15 protein-coding genes and 1 pseudogene are annotated in these 20,227 nt (G+C 73.6%); 8 read left to right on the top strand and 8 right to left on the bottom strand.

Going from position 1 to position 20,227, the window contains the following annotated elements:
- Window positions 1–78: 78 nt before the first annotated feature.
- Together ACIQ9G_RS06455 and ACIQ9G_RS06450 are read left to right on the top strand one after the other, a co-directional pair.
- Complete coding sequence (locus ACIQ9G_RS06455) at window positions 79–294, top strand: dodecin (protein WP_403607151.1); 216 nt, start codon at window positions 79–81, stop codon at window positions 292–294.
- 126 nt (window positions 295–420) lie between these two features.
- Complete coding sequence (locus ACIQ9G_RS06450; protein ID WP_356181790.1) at window positions 421–660, top strand: hypothetical protein; 240 nt, start codon at window positions 421–423, stop codon at window positions 658–660.
- 72 nt (window positions 661–732) lie between these two features.
- Here ACIQ9G_RS06450 and ACIQ9G_RS06445 read toward each other — a convergent pair whose 3' ends face one another.
- Complete coding sequence (locus ACIQ9G_RS06445) at window positions 733–2,136, bottom strand: FAD-binding oxidoreductase (RefSeq protein WP_403607149.1); 1,404 nt, start codon at window positions 2,134–2,136, stop codon at window positions 733–735.
- A 450-nt stretch (window positions 2,137–2,586) separates the two neighbouring features.
- Between ACIQ9G_RS06445 and ACIQ9G_RS06440 the strand changes: the two genes are divergently transcribed.
- The 3 genes and pseudogenes from ACIQ9G_RS06440 to ACIQ9G_RS06430 all read left to right on the top strand — a co-directional run.
- A complete protein-coding gene (locus tag ACIQ9G_RS06440; RefSeq protein WP_403607147.1) occupies window positions 2,587–3,600 on the top strand; it encodes an LLM class flavin-dependent oxidoreductase in 1,014 nt (337 codons plus the stop codon).
- Between the two features lie 202 nt (window positions 3,601–3,802).
- Window positions 3,803–5,809 carry a serine/threonine protein kinase gene (locus ACIQ9G_RS06435; RefSeq protein WP_403607145.1) on the top strand — a complete coding sequence of 669 codons (2,007 nt, stop codon included), beginning with the start codon at window positions 3,803–3,805 and terminating at the stop codon, window positions 5,807–5,809.
- Window positions 5,810–5,870: 61 nt separating this feature from the next.
- Window positions 5,871–6,932 (top strand): annotated as a pseudogene (locus tag ACIQ9G_RS06430) (MerR family transcriptional regulator); the annotation flags it as partial.
- A 67-nt stretch (window positions 6,933–6,999) separates the two neighbouring features.
- Here the strand turns inward: ACIQ9G_RS06430 and ACIQ9G_RS06425 are convergent.
- Window positions 7,000–7,332 (bottom strand): deoxyxylulose-5-phosphate synthase, encoded by a 333-nt coding sequence (locus tag ACIQ9G_RS06425; RefSeq protein ID WP_403607143.1) that lies wholly within the window; start codon window positions 7,330–7,332, stop codon window positions 7,000–7,002.
- A gap of 136 nt (window positions 7,333–7,468) precedes the next feature.
- Here ACIQ9G_RS06425 and ACIQ9G_RS06420 point away from each other — a divergent pair, with 136 nt between their 5' ends.
- On the top strand, window positions 7,469–9,799 hold the full coding sequence (locus tag ACIQ9G_RS06420; protein WP_403607141.1) for an ABC transporter: 2,331 nt from the start codon (window positions 7,469–7,471) through the stop codon (window positions 9,797–9,799).
- 161 nt (window positions 9,800–9,960) lie between these two features.
- Window positions 9,961–11,460, top strand: coding sequence for an alpha/beta fold hydrolase (locus ACIQ9G_RS06415; protein ID WP_403607139.1), 1,500 nt, complete (start codon window positions 9,961–9,963; stop codon window positions 11,458–11,460).
- A 79-nt stretch (window positions 11,461–11,539) separates the two neighbouring features.
- Here ACIQ9G_RS06415 and ACIQ9G_RS06410 read toward each other — a convergent pair whose 3' ends face one another.
- The 6 genes from ACIQ9G_RS06410 to ACIQ9G_RS06385 all read right to left on the bottom strand — a co-directional run bounded on the left by ACIQ9G_RS06410 (window position 11,540) and on the right by ACIQ9G_RS06385 (window position 18,328).
- Window positions 11,540–12,349 carry a lysophospholipid acyltransferase family protein gene (locus ACIQ9G_RS06410; RefSeq protein WP_403607137.1) on the bottom strand — a complete coding sequence of 270 codons (810 nt, stop codon included), beginning with the start codon at window positions 12,347–12,349 and terminating at the stop codon, window positions 11,540–11,542.
- Window positions 12,349–13,125, bottom strand: a complete 777-nt coding sequence (locus ACIQ9G_RS06405; protein WP_403607135.1) for a GNAT family N-acetyltransferase — start codon at window positions 13,123–13,125, stop codon at window positions 12,349–12,351. Before ACIQ9G_RS06405 ends, ACIQ9G_RS06410 begins: the two co-directional genes overlap by 1 nt.
- Before the next feature lie 142 nt (window positions 13,126–13,267).
- Window positions 13,268–14,776, bottom strand: coding sequence for a glycosyltransferase family 39 protein (locus ACIQ9G_RS06400; RefSeq protein WP_403607133.1), 1,509 nt, complete (start codon window positions 14,774–14,776; stop codon window positions 13,268–13,270).
- A 183-nt stretch (window positions 14,777–14,959) separates the two neighbouring features.
- On the bottom strand, window positions 14,960–15,709 hold the full coding sequence (locus ACIQ9G_RS06395) for a succinate dehydrogenase/fumarate reductase iron-sulfur subunit (protein WP_403607131.1): 750 nt from the start codon (window positions 15,707–15,709) through the stop codon (window positions 14,960–14,962).
- Complete coding sequence (locus ACIQ9G_RS06390; RefSeq protein ID WP_403607129.1) at window positions 15,706–17,655, bottom strand: fumarate reductase/succinate dehydrogenase flavoprotein subunit; 1,950 nt, start codon at window positions 17,653–17,655, stop codon at window positions 15,706–15,708. The genes ACIQ9G_RS06395 and ACIQ9G_RS06390 overlap by 4 nt, the downstream gene beginning before the upstream one ends.
- A 1-nt stretch (window position 17,656) precedes the next feature.
- Window positions 17,657–18,328 carry a succinate dehydrogenase gene (locus tag ACIQ9G_RS06385; protein WP_403607907.1) on the bottom strand — a complete coding sequence of 224 codons (672 nt, stop codon included), beginning with the start codon at window positions 18,326–18,328 and terminating at the stop codon, window positions 17,657–17,659.
- 120 nt (window positions 18,329–18,448) lie between these two features.
- Between ACIQ9G_RS06385 and ACIQ9G_RS06380 the strand changes: the two genes are divergently transcribed.
- Complete coding sequence (locus ACIQ9G_RS06380; protein WP_403607127.1) at window positions 18,449–19,333, top strand: LysR family transcriptional regulator; 885 nt, start codon at window positions 18,449–18,451, stop codon at window positions 19,331–19,333.
- Window positions 19,334–20,227 lie beyond the last annotated feature (894 nt).

Here is a 20,227-nt window from a genome sequence, read left to right as displayed (position 1 = left end):
AGTGACGCGTGACGCACGCGCGCCCGGCCTCACACGGTCCGACGCGCGTCACCCTCAGCGGCGTAGAGGAGCATCCGCATGACCGACCACACCTACCGGCTCACCGAGATCGTCGGCACCTCGACCGAGGGTCTCGACCAGGCCATCCGCAACGGCCTCAGCCGGGCCTCGCAGACCCTGCGCAACCTGGACTGGTTCGAGGTGACCCAGGTCAGGGGCCAGATCGAGAACGGCGAGATCCAGCACTTCCAGGTCTGCCTGAAGGTCGGCTTCCGCATCGAGGAGACGGACTGACCGTCCCCGGCCCCGCGAGCCGGCTCCCCCGGCCGCACAAGCCGGGACGGGCCGGGACGGGCCGAGCCGGCGGGTTCCGGGCGCCGCCCGGATGCGGGTCCGGGCCGTACCCCCGATCATGGAGACATGTCCGGAGCACTGCCCGTGATCGTGCACCCGCCCTCCCCGACCGGCGGCCGACGCGTCCGTGTGAACGGCGAGATCCTCGGGCTGGCGTACAACGTCGGGGACGTCGCCGAGTTCCTGCGGCGCGCCGGCCTGGAGGTCGACCCGGCGGAGGTCACCGTCTCCCCACTGATCGACTGGCGCGGCGGCGGGCCGGAGTACTGGGGACCGGAGCCGGAGGGTGACGCGTCCGGCCCGTGAGGCGCGGCCGACGAGGCGCGGCCACCGAGACACCCGAGGCGCCACCGACGACGCGTCGCCCGTGCCGATGCGTCACCCGTGCGACGGCACCGGCGCGATGTTCTGGTTGGCGTGGAAGAAGTTCTCCGGGTCGTAGACGCGCTTGACGGTGGCCAGCCGGTCGTAGTGGCCCCGGTAGGTGGCGCGGACGCGGTCCGCGCTCTCCTGCGCGCCCAGGAAGTTGACGTAGGAACCGCCCATGGAGTGCGGGTGCAGGTCGCTCCAGTAGTCGACGCACCACTGCCGGACCAGACCGGCGTTGGCCGGGTCGGGATCGATTCCGGCGATCACACCGGACCATACGGCGTCCCGGTACGCCCAGGCGGTGTCGTCGGCGCCCGGGCGGTGTGCCGCCCCGTCCACCGCGTACAGGTGCATCGTCGACCGGGCGGTGGGCAGGTTCTCCCCGTACTTGTGGTGCACCTCGATCGCGGCGTCGGAGATCGTGTCGAAGAAGTCGCCGCGCCAGTACCACTGCAGGCCCCTCGGCAGCAGGTCGTCGAACATGGTCTGCAGAGCGGGATACGGCAGGGGCGTGGCGAAGTGGAAGGCGGGCGGCCCGGGTTCGTTCACCACGGCCAGCGCCTCCTCCAGCCGCTCCGCGTCCGGTGCGCCGGTGTGGCACCACACCACCCCGCACACCTTCCGCCCGTGGAGCGGCTCGGGGAAGGGCGGTGCCGGCGGTACGGCCAGCAGCGCGAAGAAGCCGGAGAGGTCCTCGGGCGCGGCGGGGAGGAACTCCCGGTACCAGCGGAGCACCTCGGGGGTGCGGTCGACCGGCCAGAGCGTCACACCGACGCCGACCGTGCTGACCGGGTGCAGCCGGAACGTGAACGACGTGACCACGCCGAAGTTCCCGCCGCCGCCCCGCAGCGCCCAGAACAGGTCGGGGTGCTCCTCCTCGGACGCGGTGACGAAGGAGCCGTCGGCGAGGACCACGTCGGCGGCGGCCAGGCTGTCGATGGTGAGCCCGAACCTGCGGGTGAGGTGGCCGTGTCCGCCGCCCAGCGTGAGGCCGCCGACCCCGGTGGTGGACTGGATCCCCGCGGGCACGGCGAGGCCGAAGGTGTGCGTCGCGTGGTCGAGGTCGCCCAGCAGGCTGCCGCCGCCGACCTGGGCCGTGCGCGTGGCCGGGTCCACCCGTACCCAGCGCATGGGCGACAGGTCCAGCGTGAGCCCGCCGTCCACCAGGCACAGTCCCGGCCCGCTGTGCCCGCCGCCGCGCACCGCGAGGTCCAGCCCGGCCTCCCGGGCGAAGGCGAGCGTGGCCCGCACGTCCGCGACGTCGGTGCAGCCCGCGATGGCGGCGGGACGCCGGTCGATCATGGCGTTGTAGATGCTGCGGGCCTCGTCGTACCCCGGGTCCTGGGGGGTGACGACGGGTCCCCGCAGCGCCTCGCGCAGGCTTTCCAGAGCAGTTGCGTTCATGTCGCCCATGGCCGGCACCCCGCTTGGAGAGGACGATCCGCGGACGGACGCGCGCGTGCGACGTCCGGGCGGATCGGGGGCGTGGCACAGGGATCCGTTCGCGCTTTCGATACGGTGCGCGACCCGACCCGCTTTCCGCGGGCAGCGGCACCGTGCGCGGCAGGCCGGCCTGTGAGGCGGGCCTGCCTCACCGCCTCCGAGTCTGGTGCGCTCCCGGGCACATCGCAACCGGTCGGAGGATCGGCGCGGTGCGGTCGTACGGGCCGCGGTCCTGGCAGCCCCGGTCGTACAGGCCTCGGGCCTGGCGCCCCGATCGATCGGCCCGCGGTCCTGGCGCCCCGGCCGAACGGGCCGCAGCCACGGCAGCCGCGGTCGCCATAGGAGTGACGGCGGCCGCGGTCGCCATGGGAGTGGCGGCGGCCGCGGGAATCCCCGGCGCCGGCGGGCGTTGAACCCCATGTGAGTTCCGCGATCGCTTCCGCCCGTTTCTCCGTGCTCGACCGCTCCCGCACCCGCGAGGGCCGCCCAGGCGCCGAGGCGCTGCGGGACACGGTACGGCTGGCGCGGGAGGTGGAGGCCCTCGGCTACAACCGGTTCTGGGTGTCCGAGCACCACGGCGTGCCCGGCGTGGCCGGCTCGGCGCCGACCGTGCTGGCCGCCGCCGTCGCCGCCGCGACCAGCCGCATCCGGGTGGGCACGGGCGGGGTGATGCTGCCCAACCACCGGCCCCTGGTGGTGGCGGAGCAGTTCGGCGTGCTGGAGGCGCTGTTCCCGGGCCGCGTCGACATGGGGCTGGGGCGCTCGGTCGGCTTCACCGACGGCGTGCGCAGGGCGCTGGGCCGCGGCAAGAACGACGCCGACGACTTCGCGGCGCAGCTCGACGAACTGCTCGGCTGGTTCCGGGGCACCTCGCCGACGGGCGTGCACGCGCGTCCGGCGGAGGGCCTGAGCGTGCCGCCGTTCGTGCTGGCGATGGGCGAGGGGGCCTCCATCGCCGCCCGCGCCGGCCTGCCCATGGTCATCGGCGACCTGCGCGACCGCCAGAGGATGCTGCGCGGCATCGACCGGTACCGCGCCGCCTTCCGCCCCTCCCCGTGGGCCCGGGAGCCGTACGTCGTGATCTCCGGCACGGTCGCCGTGGCCGCCACGCCCGACGAGGCGCGCCGCATCCTGATCCCGGAGGCCTGGTCCATGGCGCACGCCCGCACCCACGGCACGTTCCCTCCCCTGCCACCGGCCGGCCGCGTCGAGTCCCTGCCGATGACCGCCAAGGAGCGCGGCCGCTACGAGTCCGGCCTCGCCGGACAGCTCGCCGGCACCGAGGACCAGGTCGCGCACGAACTGGAGACGGTCCTGAAGGAGACGGGCGCCCAGGAACTCCTCGTCACGACGAGCACGTACGACCGCACGGCCCTGCTGGACTCCTACCGCCGCCTGGCCCGGATCTTCACGACCCGGACTCGCCGGTCCTGACCGTCCATGGACCGAGGTCATCGCAACTTTCCACGGGCATAACGCACCTGACTGACTTTCAACAGGTACCGGGCATAGACTCGCGGTTCGCAAGCAGACGGCCGGGGAGGGGGCCGCTCATGCGGGAGGGCGCTGCCGTTGCCACCACCCGGTTCGGGGTCGCCGGGAGCCGGCCTGCGGGGAACCGGAGAAGGAAGAACCAGTGAGTGAAATCGGCTCCGGTGCCAGAGTGCAGCCGGCTCGTCCCGGCGACCCCTCTCGCATGGGCCCGTACCGGATCATCGGCCGTCTCGGCGCCGGGGGCATGGGGACCGTCCACGCGGGAGTGGCCGCCGACGGAACACGCGTGGCCGTGAAGGTGATTCATCCGCAGCAGGCCCAGGAGCCGGAGTTCAGGGCGCGCTTCAGGCGCGAGGTGGAACTCTCCTCCCGCGTCACCGGCCCCTACCTGGTGCCGCTGCTCGGCGCCGACACGGACGCGGAGACCCCGTGGCTGGCCACCCCCTACGTCCCCGGTCCGACCCTGAACGAGCATGTGGCCGCGCGGGGCGCGCTCGCCACGGCGGGGACGCTCTACACGCTCGCGGCCGCCACCGCGCAGGCGCTGGCCACCGTCCACGCGGTCGGCGTGGTGCACCGCGACGTGAAACCGCAGAACGTCATCCTCACGCCCTCCGGCCCCCGCGTGCTGGACTTCGGCATCGCGCACGCCGCCGACAGCACCAGCGTCACCCGCACCGGAGTGATGACCGGCACCCCCGGCTGGATCAGCCCCGAGCAGTACCGCACGGGGGCCACCGGACCCGCGGGCGACATGTTCGCCTGGGGAGCGCTGGTGGCCTACGCGGCCACCGGGAGAATGCCGTTCGGGACGGGTGCGCCCGACGTGGTCGCGTTCCGTGTGATGTCGGGTGAGCCGGACCTGGAGGGAGTCCCCGGCCCCCTGCGCGGAGTCGTGGAGCGGGCCCTGGCCAAGGACCCCGGGGGTCGCCCGTCGGCCGCCGAGGCGGCCCAGGAGTGCTGGGAACTGCTGGCCTCCCAGGCCACCCAGGTGGTGCGCGTCGACGCGCTGCCCACCCAGGCCGGGAACATCACCGAAGCCGTCTGGGACATTCCGCCCGGCGACGATCCGGCATGGCACCTGCCCACGAGCGGTTCCCGAAGGCGCCGGCTGGGCGCCCTGGTTGTCGCCGCCGCCGTCATCGGCGCCCTGGCCGGTGGCGTGGTGGCCCTGATGCCCGGCGACACCGGGGACGGCGAACACCCAGCCTCGGCCACCCCTTCCTCCTCCGCCGGAACGGACGGCAAGGCGAAGCAGCGACAGGCGGCGAACGCCGACTCGGCGAGTGCGCAGAGCTGGGCCCGGACGCGTACGGCACAGGGCGAGGGCGAGCACGACGTGGCCCGCGGGGTGCTGCACGACCAGGGTGTTCTCGCGCAGGAACTGAGCGAGGGCATCGACTTCACCCCCGGTACCGTGCGTTTCGACGAGCCGCGCCGGGAGGTCTACCTCTCGTACCGGCTGGCCTCCGACGAGCAGGGCACGATGTACGCGGAGACGGAGATCGCCAGGTCGATGTGCGAGACGCTGAGGGACGTCGTACTCCGTGTGCACCCGAACCTGCCCTACCGCACCTACGTCATGGTGCGGGAAGGGACGGACCAGGACCCGCAGGTGACCTGGCAGGACGACTTCGTCACCAACACGCGGTGCAGGTCGGCCGCCGACAACGACGGCGGGCAGGGCTCCGGCGCCGGACAGAGTTCCGCCGCCGGACAGGGCTCGGGTGCGGTACCGGGCTGGACGCCGGACGAGCAGGGGCTCGGGCAGGCGATGATCCCCAGCACCGACGGCGACGAGATCAGGGTCGCGGACCACGCGGCCAGGACGATCATCCAGCGGACCAACGGGATGCGCCCGACGCTCGGCACCGATCGCGTGCTCGGCAACGGGGAGCTCAAGGTGGGCTTCGACCCCGGCAACTCGGCGATGTACGTGTGGTCGGACTACGGGACATGGGACCAGAAGCAGGTCGGCACCTGGGCGGCCATGACCGCGGGCGAGGCGTGCCGGGCCCTCGTGAACCAGCGGGACCTCGCGGGCGACGCGTGGCCGTACACCCGCTACGCCGTGGCCGTGATCGGCGGCAACCACTACCTGATGATCCGCTGGGGCGCGGCCACCACACTGGCCGACTGCCCTGCCTGACGGGCGGCGGGTTGGCCCTCGACCTGGTCGAGGGCCCAGGGTCCCGGGTGTGGAGAGCGAGATGCGCAGTATCGGGGAGATGGCCCGCGACAGCGGACTGGGCGTGAGCGCGCTGCGGTTCTACGACCGTGCCGGGGTGCTGGTCCCCGCCTGGGTGGATCCGGTGAGCGGCTACCGCTGGTACGAGCCGGAGCAGCTGGACGAGGCGCGGCTGCTGGCGCGGCTGCGCCGGGCCGCGATGCCGTTGGCGGACATCCGGCTGGTGCTGGCCGGCTGGTCCGGCGCGGACACCGACCTCGTGCGCGGGCTTCTCCAGGCGCATCTGCGCCGGCTCGAAGCGGGGCTGTCCGATGCCCGCGATGAGTTCTCCACGCTCCGAGCTCTACTCGACCGCAGGGAGAACCCCATGACGTCCATCAAGACCTCAGCCGCCCGACTGTCCGTCACCGCAGCCGAGTTGGCCGCTGCGCTGGACGCGGTCCGCTTCGCGGCCGGCGGCGACCCCGAGCTGCCGATGCTGGGCGGGGTGCTGTTCGACATCGAGGGCGACGGACTCCGGGTCGTGGCCACCGACCGCTACCGGATGGCGGTCGCCCACGCCGGCCCCCGTGTCCAGGTCGTCGTGCCCGCTCCGCTCGCCGACGCGATGCGGGCGCTGCTCGGCGGCACCGAGCCCGTCCGGCTCGGTGTGGACGGGGACCGTGTGACCCTGGAGGCGGGCGACCGCCAGACGGCCGGCCAGTCCCTCGGCCACGACTTCCCCGACTACCGCCGCCTCGTCAGCCTGCCTGCGGGGCGCCGGGCCCTCGTCGATGTGGCGGTGTTCCGGAAGGCGCTGGAGACGGGGCCCGTCCGGGCGGGCGAGGTGCGCGAGCAGGACGGCGTGCCCTGCGACCTGAGCGTGCTCGGCATCGCGGACGACGGCACGGTCACGGTCCGCGACGACGGTGACGGCGACCAGAACCGCATCGCCGTCAACCGCGAGTTCCTGCTCCAGGCGCTCGCCGCCGGCGCGCGGGACGAACTGATCGTGGAGGTCGCCGCTCCCACGGCGCCCCTCGCGATCCGCCGGCCCGACGACGAGGAGACGTTCTCGATCCTGATGCCGGTGCGCCTGGAGGACCAGGGTCTCTCCTTCGGATCGTGCCGGGGTTGGTCAGCCGACCGGCCCCGCGCCGGGGCGCTCCCGGTCACGGCACGTCGTAGCGTGCGAGGGCCTTGCCGAGGGGCTCGCCGCTGCGACGGGCGTGGGTCATCCGCTCACGGATCTCGCGCAGGGTGCGCGGGCGGTACCCCGGCCCGCCGCAGCAGCTCTTGTGGAAGCCGACGCCCGCGTGGAGCAGGACGGAGAGGACCCGCCAGGCCGCCCGGTCCCGGCGCGGAGGCGCGGCGAAGGCCGAGCCCGCATGGATCAGCGGGCCCGCACAGCTCGGGCAGATCCGGTCGGGCCTGTCCCGGTCGTAGGGCTGCTTGAAGGAGGCCCGGCAGGGCAGGCAGACGAAGGAGGTCTTCGCGGCGGACACGGCCCCACGTTAGAGGCCGCGCGAGCGAGGACGCGACACGTTTTCGGCCTCGGGGTGCCAGGGACGGCCTCGCATACGATTGCGTGGTTTGCGCCTCATGGCCCACAATCCCGCAGTCCCGCACGGAGTCCCCACCATGCACACCCCCCACGACCCCTACGTCCGTGTCCGCGGTGCCCGGGAGCACAATCTCCAAGGTGTCGATGTCGACATTCCGCGGGACGCGCTGGTCGTTTTCACGGGGGTGTCGGGGTCGGGGAAGTCGTCGCTGGCGTTCGGGACGGTCTACGCGGAGGCGCAGCGCCGGTACTTCGAGTCGGTGGCGCCGTATGCCCGCCGGCTGATCCACCAGGTCGGGGCGCCGAAGGTCGGGGAGATCACCGGTCTGCCGCCCGCCGTGTCGCTCCAGCAGCGGCGGGCGGCGCCGACGTCGCGCTCCTCCGTGGGGACGGTGACGAACCTGTCGAACTCCCTGCGGATGCTGTTCTCCCGGGCCGGTGACTACCCGCCGGGCGCCGAGCGTCTCGACTCGGACGCGTTCTCGCCCAACACGGCGGCCGGGGCGTGCCCGGAGTGCCACGGGCTCGGGCGGGTGCACCGGACGAGCGAGGAACTGCTCGTTCCCGATCCGTCGCTGTCCGTCCGGGAGGGCGCGATCGCCGCGTGGCCGGGGGCCTGGCAGGGCAAGAACCTGCGGGACATCCTCGACGCGCTCGGGTACGACGTGGACCGACCCTGGCGCGAACTGCCCGCCGGGCAGCGGGAGTGGATCCTGTTCACGGACGAGCAGCCGGTGGTGACCGTGCACCCCGTGCGGGACGCCGACCGGATCCAACGGCCCTACCAGGGCACGTACATGAGCGCCCGGCGGTATGTGATGAAGACGTTCGCCGATTCGAAGAGCCCGGCCCTGCGGGCGAAGGCGGAGCGCTTCCTCACCAGCGTGCCCTGCCCGGCCTGCGGCGGGAGCCGGCTGCGTCCGGAGGCGCTGGCGGTGACCTTCGCGGGCCGGACGATCGCCGAGCTGGCCGCGCTGCCGCTCACCGAGCTCACCGGTCTGCTCCACGGGACGTCCGAGGTCGCGCGGGTCCTCACCGACGATCTCAAGGCCCGTATCGCTCCCGTGGTGGAGCTCGGCCTCGGCTACCTCGGTCTCGACCGGGCCACGCCCACGCTCTCCGCCGGCGAGTTGCAGCGGCTGCGGCTCGCCACACAGCTGCGGTCCGGGCTGTTCGGGGTGGTGTACGTCCTCGACGAGCCCTCCGCCGGGCTGCATCCGGCGGACACCGAGGCACTGTCGACGGTGCTGCGGCGGCTGAAGGCGGCGGGCAACTCGGTGTTCGTCGTGGAGCACCACCTCGATGTCGTGCGCGGCGCGGACTGGGTGGTGGACGTGGGCCCGCGGGCCGGAGAGCACGGCGGGCTGGTGCTGCACAGCGGGCCGGTGGCGGAGCTGGCCGGGGTGGCGGAGTCGGCCACGGCCCGCTTCCTGTTCGACCACTCCCCCGCACCCGTGCGGGAAGTCCGGCGGCCGCGGGGGCAGTTGGAGGTGGGCCCGGTCACCCGGCACAACCTGCGTGCGGTGACCGCCGAGTTCCCGCTCGGCGCCTTCACCGCCGTCACCGGGGTGTCGGGGTCGGGGAAGTCGACGCTGATCGGTGAGATCACGGAGGACCTGGCGGGGGTCGGGCGGCTGGTGTCGGTGGACCAGCGGCCGATCGGGCGTACTCCGCGCTCCAACCTGGCCACGTACACCGGGCTGTTCGACGTCGTGCGGAAGGTCTTCGCGGCCACCGGCGAGGCCCGTGTACGGGGTTACGGCGTCGGGCGCTTCTCCTTCAATGTGGCCGGAGGGCGGTGCGAGACCTGTCAGGGCGAGGGGTTCGTGAGCGTGGAGCTGCTGTTCCTGCCGAGCACGTACACGCCGTGCCCGGACTGCGGCGGGGCGCGCTACAACCCCGAGACGCTCGAAGTGACGTACCGGGGACGGAACATCGCGCAGGTGCTGGGTCTGACGGTGGAGGCCGCCGCGGAGTTCTTCGCCGACACCCCGGCCGTGGCCCGCAGCCTCGGCACCCTCCTCGACGTCGGCCTCGGCTACCTCCGGCTGGGCCAGCCCGCGACCGAGCTGTCGGGCGGCGAGGCGCAGCGCATCAAGCTCGCCAGCGAGTTGCAGCGGGGCCGGCGCGGCCACACCCTCTACCTGCTGGACGAGCCGACGACCGGGCTCCACCCGGCCGACGTCGAGGTGCTGATGCGCCAGCTGCACGGACTCGTCGACGCCGGGCACACGGTGATCGTCGTCGAGCACGACATGTCGGTGGTGGCCGGCGCCGACTGGGTGGTCGACCTGGGGCCGGGCGGCGGCGACGCGGGCGGCCGCGTCGTGGCGGCGGGGCCACCGGCCGAGGTGGCCCGGACGGAGGGCAGCGCCACGGCGCCCTACCTGGCGCGGGCTCTGAGGTGAGCAGACGAGGGGCCCGAACACGTCCGGCCGCACGGTCTCTTCGACCCGCCCCGCGGAACGGAGGAGGGACGACCCGAGAGGTGAACGGGGGGCACACCCCCGGCATTCTCTCCAGCTGACAGGATGTCAGGTCAGGGTCCCGGTGCACGAGGCTCGTGCACATGAAGCAGACCACCCGCAAGAAGGCCGCCCGGGCCGTCGTCTCCATCGCGCTCCTCGGACTCGTCGCCCCCCTGGCGCAGGCGCCGTCCGCGGCCGCGGCCGCCCCCCACGTCCCGCTCCGCTGGTCCGCCTGCCAGGACGGCGGTCCCGACCCGCGTCGGCTGTGTGCCACCGTGCGCGTGCCGATGGACTACGGCGCCCCCGGGGGACGGACCATCGACATCGCCGTCTCGCGCGTCCCCGCCGAGAATCCGGCCGCCCGGCGCGGCGCCCTGCTGCTGATCCCCGGCGGTCCCGGCGGCTCCAGTCTCGGCGATCCCTCGGGCAAGGGGCGGAAGCTGCCGCAGGAGGTCCGGGACCGCTACGACCTGATCGGGTTCGCGCCCCGTGGCCTGGCGCCGTCCACCTCGGTCTCCTGCGGCCTCGCACAGGAGGATCTCGCCCTGACCAGGTTGCGTCCGTGGCCGGCCCCCGACGGGTCCGTCGACGGCAACATGGCCACCGCGCGGCGGACGGCGGAGGCGTGCGCGCGCAACGGCGGCGCCCTACTGCGGCACATCAACACGGTCAACGAGGCCCGGGACATCGACCGCGTCCGCGCCGCCCTCGGCGAGCGCCGGATCTCCGCCTGGGGCGTGTCGTACGGCACCTACGTCGGCGCCGTGTTCACCCAGCTGTTCCCGCACCGCGCCGACCGCGTGGTGCTGGACAGCAACGACGACCCGGATCCGGCCCGTCTGTCGCGCGCCTGGCTGGCCGGCTACGAGACCGGAGCGGAGGACACCTTCCCCGAGTTCGCGGCCTGGGCGTCGGCGCCCGGCAGCCCGGTCAGGCTGGCGGCCACCGCATCCGAGGTGCGCCCGCTGTTCCTGCGGCTGGCCGCACGACTCGACCGGGAACCGATCCCCTGGCCGGGCGCCAACCCGCCACGGCTGGACGGCAACGTGCTGCGGCAGACGATGCTGGACAGCTTCTACGCCCCGCAGAGCCGCTTTCCCGTCCTGGCCCGGCTGATACGGGCCGCGCTGGACGGCACGCCGCTTCCGCCGGCGCCCACGCCGCCCTCGCAGGAGCAGCAGCAGAACCTCGCGGCGGTCGCCGCCGCGACCCTGTGCAACGACGTCGCCTGGCCCTCCTCCGCCGCCGACTACCGCGGGGCGGTCGCCGAGAGCCGCGCGGCGCACCCGCTGACCGCGGGGATGCCCCGCAACGCGATGGTCTGCGCCGCGTGGCCGTATCCGCCGGGCAGGCCACCGGTGCGCATCACCGGTTCCGGTTCCTCCCGCGTCCTGATGGTGCAGAACCGCCGTGACGTCGCCACTCCCCTCAGCGGTGCCCTGCGGCTGCGTGAGGCCCTGGGCGGCCGTGCGGTCATGGTGGTGGTCGACTCCACCGGCCACGGCGCGTACCTGGCCAACGGCAACGCGTGCGGCGACCGAGCGGTCTCGCGCTTCCTGACGACGGGTGCGCGCCCCGGGCAGGACGCGTACTGCGGCTGACGGCTTCCGCCGCAAGGGAGTTCCGCCGTGGGCGGGGCCGCTCGGTGGTGCGGCGCCCCGCCCCGGGGGGGGGCGGCGCTCACGCCACCAGTGCCGTATGTGTCCAGCGGGGCTCGCTGGTGGTGCCCGGTTCGGCGGCGCGGGCCAGGGTGCGGCGGTCCCGGTGGCTGCCGGGTGCGAGAGCGGGGCGTACCTCGACCTCGGCGATCAGGCCGCGGGCAGACACCACCCGCCACAGCGACGCCAGCAGGGTGTCCTCGCCGACGAAGGCGGGGGTCGTGCTGGCCGTCCCGGTGGCGGCGCGGTAGCGGATGCGGACCGGCTGGACCGGGACGCCCGCGTCCAGGGCGGCCTGGAAGACGGCCCGGCGGAAGGTGCCCTGCGACCGGCCGCACCAGGTGCTGCCCTCGGGGAAGGCCGCGACGGCGGCGCCGCCGCGCAGTGCCCCGGCGATACGCGCGACCGTGTCGGGCAGGGCGCGCAGCCGGTCGCGTTCGATGAACAGGGCGCCACCGCGGGCCGCGAGCGGGCCCGCCACCGGCCAACGGCGGAGCTCCGACTTGGCGAGCATCCGGGCCGGGCGTACCGCGGCGAGCAGCGGGACGTCCAGCCAGGAGATGTGGTTGGCGACCAGGAGCAGGCCGCCGGAGGGCGGGGTGGTGCCGGTGACGCGGACGCGGACGCCGCAGGCCCGGACGATCGCCCGGCACCAGCGCCGTGTCCAGTCCGCCGGGATCCGGCCGGCGAGCGGGGACAGCGCGACCCCGGCGAGGACCAGGACCGCCACCGCCATGAGCCGCAGCGCGGCCCGGGGCACGGCGGCCGCGGACCTCGTCGCCTCCACGCACGCCCGCGGGGTGCAGGGCGCGCCGGGCAGCCAGGCGCTCATCAGGCGGGGACGAGGGAGAGGAAGTGGCGCAGGTAGCGCGCGTTGACCTGGCGCATGGACAGCAGTACGTACAGGTCGGCGACGCCGAAGTCCGGGTCGTACGCGGGCTCGCCGCACACCCGGGCGCCGAGGCGGAGGTAGCCGCGCAGCAGCGCGGGCAGTTCCGGGCCGGTCGCCGGCCCGGCCGCGTCCGGCGGGGTCCACGGCAGCAGCGGCCGTACCCGGAACCCCTCCGGGGCCAGGTGCTTGGCCCGGACCCGGTCCCAGGTGGCGGAGGCGAGCGCGCCGCCGTCGGAGAGCGGGATCGAGCAGCAGCCGGCCAGCCATTCGTGACCCCGGTCCACCATGTAGCGGGCTATCCCGGCCCAGATCAGCCCGATCACGGCGCCGTCCCGGTGGCCTGGGTGCACACAGGAGCGGCCCACCTCGACCAGGCCGGGGCGGATCGCGTCGAGCGGAGTCAGCTCGAACTCGTTCTCGGCGTAGAGGCGTCCGGCGACCGCGGCCCGCTCCGGCGGCAGCAGCCGGTAGGTGCCGACGACCTGCCCGGTGCCGGATTCCCGTATCAGGAGGTGGTCGCAGTACGCGTCGAAGGCGTCTACGTCCAGGCCCGGCTCGGGGCCGTCGAGCCGGGCGCCCATCTCCTGGGCGAAGACCTGGTACCGCAGACGCTGCGCGGCCCGGACGTCGTCCTGGTCCCGGGCGAGCGAGACCAGATAGCCGGAGGCGCCGGGCGCGGCGGCGAGTGCGGGGGGCGAGGCGGGCAGGGCGGTCATGACGGTCTCCAGTGCCGGACGGAAGCATGACGGGATCTTCTGCTTCCACTTCTTCCGTGGCCGACTGGCCTCGGTGTGTCCGGCGCGGGACCCGTGGATGTGCGGCTGCTGAATGCCGGGGGCGGCACCCGGCAGCCGCCCCCTACTCGGTGCGTACCAGCAGGGAGACCGCCAGTCCGCTGGGCCGCTCCGCCCAGGAGGTCCGGTAGTGGGCCCGCAGGGCGGCCGCCTGGCCGGCGGGCAGCCCCAGCAGCGGATCCGGGGTGTTGCCTGCCGCCACCAGCCAGATCCGCTTCTCGCCCCGCAGGCATCGGGCCGGCTCCGCGCACTCGGTCGCCGCCAGGTCGTCGCGCTGGACGGGCGACGCGGCGAGGAAGACGTCGCGCGGCCGCAGATCGCGCGGAAGGTAGTAGCGCACGCCCAGGGAGATGGCCTCTTCCTCAACCCTGTTGTAGACGATCGCGTCGCCGGGCGCGTAGTTCTTCCGGATCACCTCGGCGGCCGCGGCGAAGTCGGGGCCGCCCGCCCAGTAGTGCGCGAGCGGCTCCCGCAGGGCCTTCTGGTCGGACAGCGTGAGCAGTGCGAGGAGCGCGAGAACCGCCGCGACCGCCCGCCGGGACCGTGCCGCGGCGGCGAGCCCGGCACCGGCCAGGACCGCGAGCGGCGGCAGGGTGAACAGCATGTACCGGAAGTAGAAGTACGAGACGTGCCCGTGCGAGAGCGCCCAGATGATCAGGACGGGCACCACGGCCGACACCGCGCAGAAGACGACGGCGTCGCGGCGCTCCCCTAGCGCCGCCAGCGCCACCAGGGCCAGCAGCAGCACCGTGCCCGCGCACAGCCCGGAGTAGAAGACCTGCGGCCAGATGTCGAGCAGACCCCAGGCCTCCGGCTTCGTGATCCACCAGATCTGCCGCTCGGTCTGCTGCCTGCCCAGCACCACGACCGGAATGAGCGCGAGCGCGACGGCCGGCACCGCGGAGCACATCCCCCACCACACCCGGCGCTCGCGCCGGGCCCGCATGGCCACGAGCACCAGATGCCCGGTCAGGCACGTCAGCGCGATCAGGTGGAACAGTCCGACCGCCGTCAGGCCGAGTGCGTAGCCGCCCCAGCGCCATGGACTGCCGGGGCGGTCCAGGGCCCGGAGCAGCAGCAGGGTGGAGAGAGCCACGGCCAGCATCACCAGGCCGTAGGGACGCGCCTCGTGGGCGAAGCGGCTCACGCCCGGAAGGAGGGCGAACAGCAGACCGCCGGCCAGTCCCGCGCGGTGGCCGAACAGCCGTCGCCCGACCAGCGCGACGCAGGCGGCGGCGCCGGAGAGGGCCATCGCGGACGGCATGCGCAGGACGGCGGGCGAGTCACCGAGGAGGCTCGTCCAGGCGTGCAGGACCAGGTAGTAGGTGCCCAGCACCGCGTCCACCCGCCGCACCGTGGCCAGCACCTGGGCGAAGCTGCGGCCGGCCATGTCCCAGCTGGTCAACTCGTCGCGGCCGAGCAGAGGTTCACTGATCCGGTACATCGCCAGGGCCATGGTGGCCAGCGCCGGCCAGCCCCACAGTCCGACCGTCGTCGCTCTCTGGTCGCCGTGTGGTGCTTCGGACGCCGGACCGTCGCCCGCGCGCTGCTCGGTGGGGGAAAGAATCGCCATGCCGACAGCCATAGCGGTGCGGCGGCAGGGGCGTCAGCCGTGACCCGCCCGGTACGGACGGCATTCCCCCGTTCGGCCCTGCCGTACCAGCCGTAGTATGCCTGGCGGAACCGGAGTTGAGCACCGCATCTCCGGTTCCGCCCGTCCGCACACTGCCGGCGAACGTCCGATGTCCGGGCGGCGCTACCGCCCGGCCGCCTTGCGGGTCGCCCGGAGCCACTCCTTGTTCATGCCGGTGATGGACATGAGCGGGATGCCCTTCGGGCAGGCGGTGGCGCACTCGCCGGTCAGGGTGCAGCCGCCGAAGCCCTCTTCGTCCATCCGGGCCACCATGTCCAGCACCCGGGTCTCGCGTTCGGGCGCGCCCTGCGGCAGGACGTTCAGGTGGTTGACCTTGGCCGAGGTGAAGAGCATCGCCGCGCCGTTGGGGCAGGCGGCGACGCAGGCGCCGCAGCCGATGCACTCGGCGTGCTCGAAGGCGAGGTCGGCGTCCGGCTTCGGCACGGGCGTGGCGTGCGCCTCGGGGGCGGAGCCGGTCGGAGCGGTGATGTAGCCGCCGGCCTGGATGATCCGGTCGAAGGCCGAGCGGTCCACCACGAGGTCCTTGACGACCGGGAAGGCCGCGGCGCGCCAGGGCTCGACGTCGATGGTGTCGCCGTCGCGGAAGGACCGCATGTGCAGTTGGCAGGTGGTGGTCCGCTCGGGGCCGTGCGCGTCGCCGTTGATGACCAGGCTGCACGCGCCGCAGATGCCCTCACGGCAGTCGTGGTCGAAGGCGACGGGGTCCTCGCCGGAGAGGATGAGCTGTTCGTTGAGGACGTCCAGCATCTCCAGGAAGGACATGTCGGGCGAGACGCCGTCCACCTCGTAGGTGGACATGGTGCCGTCGGCGTCGGCGTTCTTCTGCCGCCAGACGCGCAGGGTGAGCTTCATGCGTAGCTCCGCTGGGTGGGGTGGACGTACTCGAAGACCAGGTCTTCCTTGTGCAGGGTCGGGGCCCGGCCCGTACCCGTGAACTCCCAGGCGGCCGCGTACGAGAACTCCTCGTCCCTGCGGGCGGCCTCGCCGTCCGGGGTCTGCGACTCCTCGCGGAAGTGGCCGCCGCAGGACTCGGAGCGGTGCAGCGCGTCGAGGCACGTCAGCTCGGCCAGTTCCAGGTAGTCGACAATGCGGTTGGCCTTCTCCAGCGACTGGTTGAACTCCTCACCGGTGCCGGGCACCTTGATGCGCCGCCAGAACTCCTCGCGGATCTGCGGGATGCGCTCCAGGGCCTTGCGCAGGCCGGTCTCGGTGCGGGCCATGCCGCAGAACTCCCACATGAGTTCGCCGACTTCGCGGTGGAAGGAGTCCGGGGTGCGGTCGCCGTCGACGGAGAGGAGCCGGTGGAGGCGGTCCTCGGTCTCGGCCAGCACCTCCCGGACGGCGGGGTGTTCGCCGGTGACGGCGTCCTGGTGCGGGTGGCGGGCCAGGTAGTCGTTGATGGTGGCGGGCAGGACGAAGTAGCCGTCGGCCAGGCCCTGCATCAGCGCGGAGGCGCCGAGGCGGTTGGCGCCGTGGTCGGAGAAGTTGGCCTCGCCGACCGCGAACAGGCCGGGGATCGTGGTCTGGAGGTCGTAGTCGACCCACAGGCCGCCCATCGTGTAGTGCACGGCGGGGTAGATCCGCATCGGCACCTCGTACGGGTTCTCCGCGGTGATCCGCTCGTACATGTCGAAGAGGTTGCCGTACTTCTCCTCCACCTTCGCCCGGCCCATGCGCTCGATGGCGTCGGCGAAGTCGAGGTAGACGCCCTGACCGCCGGGGCCCACCCCCCTGCCCTCGTCGCAGACGTTCTTCGCGGCGCGGGAGGCGATGTCGCGGGGGACGAGGTTGCCGAAGGAGGGGTAGACGCGCTCCAGGTAGTAGTCGCGCTCGTCCTCGGGGATCTCGTTCGGCGGCCGGTCGTCGCCCCTCGCCTTCGGCACCCAGATACGGCCGTCGTTGCGCAGCGACTCGCTCATCAGGGTGAGCTTGGACTGGTGGTCGCCGGTGCGCGGGATGCAGGTGGGGTGGATCTGGGTGAAGCAGGGGTTGGCGAAGTACGCGCCGCGCCGGTGCGCCCGCCAGATCGCGGTCGCGTTGGAGTTCATGGCGTTCGTCGACAGGTAGAAGACGTTGCCGTAGCCGCCGCTGGCGAGGACGACGGCGTCCGCGAAGTACGTGTCGATCCTCCCGGTGATCAGGTCGCGGGCGACGATGCCGCGGGCCCGGCCGTCGACGACGATCAGGTCGAGCATCTCGGTGCGCGGGTGCATCTCCACGTTCCCGGCCGCGATCTGCCGGGACAGCGCCTGGTAGGCGCCGAGGAGGAGCTGCTGGCCCGTCTGGCCGCGGGCGTAGAAGGTGCGGGAGACCTGGACGCCGCCGAAGGAGCGGGTGTCGAGCAGTCCGCCGTACTCGCGGGCGAAGGGGACGCCCTGCGCCACGCACTGGTCGATGATCTCCACGGAGATCTGCGCGAGGCGGTGGACGTTGGACTCGCGCGCCCTGAAGTCGCCGCCCTTGACGGTGTCGTAGAAGAGCCGGTGGACCGAGTCGCCGTCGTTGCGGTAGTTCTTCGCGGCGTTTATGCCGCCCTGCGCGGCGATGGAGTGGGCGCGGCGCGGGGAGTCCTGGTAGCAGAACTGGACCACGTGGTAACCCTGTTCGGCGAGGGTGGCACCCGCGGAGCCGCCGGCGAGTCCGGTGCCGACGACGATCACCGTGTGCTTGCGCCGGTTGGCGGGGTTGACCAGCTTGGCCTCGAAGCGGCGCTTGTCCCAACGCTCGTGGACCGGGCCGGACGGGGCTTTGGTGTCGGCGACCGGGTCGCCCGTGCGGTAGTCGGCGTAAGCAGTCATGTCAGCTCACCACTCCGGTCATGACACCCACGGGTACGGCGATGAAACCGGCCGTGAGCAGCAGCGCGAGGACGTTTGCGAGGGTCTTCAGGGCGCGGTCGCGGGTGCGGCTGCCGACGCCGAGGGTCTGGGCGGCGCTCCAGAAGCCGTGCCGGATGTGCAGGCCGAGCGCGAGCATGGCGACGATGTAGATCACGTCGCCGTACCAGGTGGAGAAGGTGTCCACGACGTTCTGGTACGGCCGGCCCTCCTGGAAACCGCCGGAGTGCACGGTGCCGGTGGTCAGGTCCAGAAGGTGCCAGACTACGAACAGACCGAGGATGATCCCGCCCCAGCGCATGGTGCGGGTCGCGTAGCTCGCCCGGGGCCGCTTGTGGACGTACTTCGCCGGGCGCGCCCTGATGTCGCGGCGGCTGAGCTGGTAGGCGGAGACGGCGTGCGCGACGACGGCCGCGACCAGCACGACCCGGACGATCCAGAGCGTCCACTCGTAGTGCATGAACGGCTCGCCGACGGTGCGCAGCCAGTGGGCGTAGTGGTTGAACTCGCCGGCCCCGAAGTAGATCTTCAGGTTCCCGATCATGTGGGCGACCAGGTACAGCAGCATGACGAGTCCGCTGACCGCCATCACGGTCTTCTTGCCGACGGTGGAGTCCCACACGGTGCGTGCCATGGACGGCCGTCGGCCCGTCCTCGTTGCCAGTGCCATGACTCAGCACGCTAGGGCCGAACGACCCCATCGGTCCAAGACATGGTCCGGCTCGTTTCGATAGCTGGGGCCTATGATGGCAGCGTGCAGTTCCAGCAACTCCAGTACTTCGTCGCCGTCGCCGAGACCCGGCACTTCACCCGGGCCGCCGAGCTGGTACACGTGGCCCAGCCGTCCCTGTCCCAGCAGATCAAGGCCCTGGAGCGGGAGCTGGGGGCCGACCTGTTCCTGCGGGCCCGGGGCAACATCACGCTCACCGACGCGGGCGAGGCGCTGCTGCCGCTGGCCCGCCGCATCCTCGCCGACGCGGACACGGCCCGGCACGAGGTGCAGGAGCTGGCGCAGTTGCGCAGCGGCCGGGTGCGGCTCGGCGCGACGCCGAGCCTGTGCACCGGGCTGCTGCCGGACGTGCTGCGGGCCTTCCACGACCGCTATCCGGGCATCCGGCTGCTGATCGAGGAGGGCGGCTCGCACGACCTCGTACGGGAACTGGCGCGCGGGGCCCTGGACCTGGCGCTGGTCGTGCTCCCGCTGCCCACTCCGTCCCCGGCGCTGACCACGGTGGAGCTGCTGCGCGAGGACCTGGTGGTGGTGTCGTCGCCGGAGGCGTCCGCGCCGGGCGGGGGCCGGCGGACGGTACGGGTGTCGGACCTGGAGAGCGAGCGTCTGGTGATGTTCCGGCACGGCTACGACCTGCGGGAACTGACCGTCGCCGCGTGCCGCGCCGAGGGCTTCGAGCCGGACTTCGCGGTCGAGGGCGGCGAGATGGACGCGGTCCTGGGGTTCGTCCGGGCGGGGCTCGGGGTGGCCGTCGTCCCGCGCATGGTCGCGACCCGGTCCGGCCGCGGCCTGCGCGTCACCCCACTGGCCCGGCCCGGCCTGCACCGCACCATCGCCCTGGCCCACCGCAGCGACGTGGCCCCACCACGGGCGGCCCGGGAACTCCAGCGGATGCTGCTGGAGCGGTGAGATCGCCCGGGCCGGGCGGCGGGCGGAAACCGCGGGCGGACGGAGGACCGGGAACGGCAGGCGGAGGTCTGGGGCGTGGTAGCGAGTATCCGTCCGCGGGCCGGGCACCGGGGCAGCGAGGTGCGGGCCGAGCGCGGGCTGGTGTCGCAGGGCCGGGCGCCGGGCGGATATCTGCGGACCGTTCCGCCCCGACTGCAAGGCCCGCCGGAGCGGGCGGCCCACCGCCCGCCGTGCCCGCAGGGCGAAGGCCTGCGGGGTGGCCGCGGGCGGATGGCAGCAGACCGGGCTGCGGGCCCGGGTGCGGGCGAGCGGCGGATGCCCGCGGGCCCGGGCGGCGGCGGACGGACCGGCCCGCGGACGAGGGTCGCCTGGGCCGGTCGCCGGGCGCCGGACGGACGCCCGCAGACCGCGCGCGGGCAGCGGACCCAGGCCGGGCGGCGGGCGGGCCGGTCGCCGGGCGGAGGCGGGACGGCCCGGGAGCCGGGCAGAAGCGAGCCGGGCGCCGCGCGGCAGCGCAGGGGCCGGTCAAAGCCGTAAGCGCGCGGTCCGGTCGCCCGCTGAGGCGGACGGGCCGGTCACCACGCGCAAGCGAGCGGGGCGGACGCCACACGAAAGCGGGCGAGCCGGACGCCGCACGAAAGCGAGCAGGCCGGGCGCCGCACGAAAGCGGGCGAGCCGGACGCCGCACGTAAGTGCGCGGTCCGGTCGCCCGCTGAGGCGGACGGGCCGGTCACCACGCGCAAGCGAGCGGGGCGGACGCCACACGAAAGCGGGCGAGCCGGGCGCCGCACGAAAGCGAGCAGGCCGGACGCCGCGCGGAAGCGGGCGGGGCGGGCGCCGCGCGGAAGCGGGCGGGGCGGGCGCGACGGTCACGGCCGGAGGCGTGCGGTCCCA

It is taken from the genome of Streptomyces sp. NPDC096152 (assembly GCF_044763235.1).
GTDB lineage: Bacteria > Actinomycetota > Actinomycetes > Streptomycetales > Streptomycetaceae > Streptomyces.
The sequence above is the reverse complement of the archived record's forward strand: the minus strand, read 5'-3'. Positions and strand labels throughout refer to the sequence as shown.

What these genes read in the sequence shown, in the direction of transcription:
- ACIQ9G_RS06405 (WP_403607135.1), bottom strand. Translation starts at nt 13,125, where the DNA reads ATGACCGCCCTGCCCGCCTCGCCCCCCGCACTCGCCGCCGCGCCCGGC.
- ACIQ9G_RS06455 (WP_403607151.1), top strand. Translation starts at nt 79, where the DNA reads ATGACCGACCACACCTACCGGCTCACCGAGATCGTCGGCACCTCGACC.
- ACIQ9G_RS06415 (WP_403607139.1), top strand. Translation starts at nt 9,961, where the DNA reads ATGAAGCAGACCACCCGCAAGAAGGCCGCCCGGGCCGTCGTCTCCATC.
- ACIQ9G_RS06450 (WP_356181790.1), top strand. Translation starts at nt 421, where the DNA reads ATGTCCGGAGCACTGCCCGTGATCGTGCACCCGCCCTCCCCGACCGGC.
- ACIQ9G_RS06400 (WP_403607133.1), bottom strand. Translation starts at nt 14,776, where the DNA reads ATGGCGATTCTTTCCCCCACCGAGCAGCGCGCGGGCGACGGTCCGGCG.
- ACIQ9G_RS06410 (WP_403607137.1), bottom strand. Translation starts at nt 12,349, where the DNA reads ATGAGCGCCTGGCTGCCCGGCGCGCCCTGCACCCCGCGGGCGTGCGTG.
- ACIQ9G_RS06390 (WP_403607129.1), bottom strand. Translation starts at nt 17,655, where the DNA reads ATGACTGCTTACGCCGACTACCGCACGGGCGACCCGGTCGCCGACACC.
- ACIQ9G_RS06395 (WP_403607131.1), bottom strand. Translation starts at nt 15,709, where the DNA reads ATGAAGCTCACCCTGCGCGTCTGGCGGCAGAAGAACGCCGACGCCGAC.
- ACIQ9G_RS06420 (WP_403607141.1), top strand. Translation starts at nt 7,469, where the DNA reads ATGCACACCCCCCACGACCCCTACGTCCGTGTCCGCGGTGCCCGGGAG.
- ACIQ9G_RS06385 (WP_403607907.1), bottom strand. Translation starts at nt 18,328, where the DNA reads ATGGCACGCACCGTGTGGGACTCCACCGTCGGCAAGAAGACCGTGATG.
- ACIQ9G_RS06445 (WP_403607149.1), bottom strand. Translation starts at nt 2,136, where the DNA reads ATGGGCGACATGAACGCAACTGCTCTGGAAAGCCTGCGCGAGGCGCTG.